This window comes from Tahibacter caeni (assembly GCF_024609805.1).
Lineage (GTDB): Bacteria > Pseudomonadota > Gammaproteobacteria > Xanthomonadales > Rhodanobacteraceae > Tahibacter > Tahibacter caeni.
Map to the genome: position 1 here is coordinate 1 of NZ_JANFVR010000505.1, position 2,386 is coordinate 2,386.

At 72.0% G+C, this 2,386-nt stretch carries 3 protein-coding genes; 1 reads left to right on the plus strand and 2 read right to left on the minus strand.

Translation table 11 applies throughout. The features are described from left to right. Positions 1-407: NAD(P)/FAD-dependent oxidoreductase (locus NON22_RS23160; protein WP_257389351.1), on the minus strand; the 407-nt coding region annotated here is incomplete at its 3' end. Further along, positions 404-1,339, minus strand: a complete 936-nt coding sequence (locus NON22_RS23165) for a proline racemase family protein (protein ID WP_257389352.1) — start codon at positions 1,337-1,339, stop codon at positions 404-406. The genes NON22_RS23165 and NON22_RS23160, both read right to left, overlap by 4 nt. 252 nt (positions 1,340-1,591) lie before the next feature. Here NON22_RS23165 and NON22_RS23170 point away from each other — a divergent pair. Then, positions 1,592-2,386 (plus strand): exodeoxyribonuclease III (locus tag NON22_RS23170; RefSeq protein WP_257389353.1); only part of this gene is annotated, 795 nt, incomplete at its 3' end.

Consider the following 2,386-nt stretch of genomic DNA (forward strand, 5'->3'; position numbering starts at 1 on the left):
AGGCCGCCGGCCAGGCCCGGCGCGAGCGCCGGTTCGCTGTCGGCGAGCTGGCGCGCATCGAGCAGTTCGCTCGCGACGCCGGCCGCGGCCAGCCGCGCGCGCTTGCGTTCGGCCTCGGCCATCTCGGCCGCGTCGCGCGCGATCCACAAGGTGCCCGTCGTGCGGTAGTCGGCGTTGTCCGGCAGCAGCGGCGCGAGCTCGCGCCAGAGTGCGCAGGAATACGACGACAGGGCCAGCTCGGCCGGATCGTCGTCGAGCACGACGAGATGGCCCATCGACGCGGCCGTCGCCGCGCCGCCGAGCACGTCGCGTTCGACCAGGCAGACCGCGACGCCGGCGCGCGCGAGGCGGTCGGCGATCGCGCAGCCGACGATGCCGCCGCCGACGATGACGACGTCCGGATTCACGCGATGCCCCAGGCGAACGGATCGGCCGGGTCGAACAGCAGGCTCGCATCGGCGACGACATGGGCGCGGCCGCTGATCAGCGGCAGCACGTGGTCCGCGTCGATGCGCCGGTAGCGCGCCCGGAATTCGCTGCCGATGACGCTCTGCTGGCGCCAGGTCGTCTCGGGCGCCAGCGCCCCGTCGGCGGCCAGGCAGGCCAGCTTCGCGCTCGTGCCGGTGCCGCACGGCGAGCGGTCGTAGGCCAGGCCCGGGCAGAGCACGAAATTGCGTGAATCGGCGCCGCCGTCGGCCGCGCCGATCAGTTCCACGTGATCGATCTGCGCGCCGTCGCGGCCGCGGATGCCGGCCCGGTCGAGCTCGCGGCGTATCGCGACGCTCGCGTCCATCAGCGCGGCGATGTTCGCGCGTTCGACGTCGAGGCCGTGGTCCTCGACGAGGAAGAACCAGTTGCCGCCCCAGGCGACGTCGCCGTGGACGAGACCGACGCCCGGCACGTCCAGAGCGACCTGCGCGGCGGCGCGGTAGCTCGGCACGTTCTCGATGGTGACGTGGCCGTCGGCCGCGAGCTCGACCGCGACGACGCCGACCGGCGTCTCGAGGCGGAAGCGGCCCGGCGCGATGCGCCCGAGATGGCGCAGGGTTTCGACGAGGCCGATCGTGCCGTGGCCGCACATGCCGAGATAGCCGACGTTGTTGAAGAACACGACGCCGGCGACGCAGTCGGCGCGCGTCGGCGCGAGCAGGTAGGCGCCGACGACGACGTCGGAACCGCGCGGCTCGCAGACGATCGCGCGGCGCCAGTGATCCTGCTCGCGCTGCAGCCAGTCGCGCGCGCCCGCCGGATCGCGGCCGGCCAGGTCCGGGCCGCCGGCGACGACGACGCGCGTGGGCTCGCCGCCGGTATGGGAATCGATGACGCGGGTCTGGCTCATGCGGGAAAACGCCGTGGAAAGTCGCGAAATGCTATCCAAGCCGCGGCGCAGCGGATTGGCGCTTCAGGCCGCCGCCGTGCGACGAATCGCACAAAAGCCGCCGGCCGGCTTTGCTTAGACCAAAGTCGAGATTCCGGCGCCGGCGCTGCGGCGGCCGCAGGACCGTTCCGCCTTCGCCATCCGATGACGCCGTCCTTGTTCCACTCGCCCGGGACCAATGCGCCCATCGTCCGGCGCAGGCCGGGATACCGCATGAAACGAGCTTCCTTGCGCATCGCCACCTACAACGTCAACGGCATTCGCGCGCGCGAACGCAACCTGCTCGACTGGCTCGGACGCGAGACGCCCGATGTCGTCTGCCTGCAGGAACTCAAGGCCGCCGACACGGCGTTTCCGCAGGCCGCGCTGCAGGAAGCCGGCTACGCCGCGCTCTGGCTCGGGCAGTCGTCCTGGAACGGCGTGGCCATTCTTTCGCGCGGATCGGAACCGATCGAAATCCGCCGCCGGCTGCCGGGATCGCGCACCGACCGCGACAGTCGCTATCTCGAGGCGGCAGTCAAGGGCCTCGTCGTCGCCTGCCTCTACGCGCCGAACGGCAACCCGCAGCCGGGACCGAAGTTCGACGCGAAACTGGCCTGGATGGACCGTCTGATCCTTCATGCGGCGACGCTCGTGGAGGCGCCGCATCCGGTCATGCTGGCCGGCGATTTCAACGTCGTGCCGACGGATTTCGACATCTACCGGCCGGACTCGTGGCGGCGCGACGCGCTGCTGCAGCCGCAGAGCCGCGAACGCTACGCGGCGCTGCTCGCGCAGGGCTGGACCGACGCGCTGCGCGCGCTGCGGCCCGGCGAGAAGTTCTATACCTTCTGGGATTATTTCCGCCAGCACTGGCAGCGCGACGCGGGCCTGCGCATCGATCATCTGCTGACCAACGCGGCCGTGCGCGTGCGCGACGGCGGCGTCGACCGCTGGGTGCGCGGCGAGGCCCGTGCGAGCGACCATGCGCCGGCCTGGATCGCGATCGATGCGCCGCGCCCGGCGACC

Bases quoted from the DNA above. Each gene is read 5' to 3' on its own strand.
- NON22_RS23165 (WP_257389352.1), bottom strand. From the start codon at position 1,339: ATGAGCCAGACCCGCGTCATCGATTCCCATACCGGCGGCGAGCCCACG.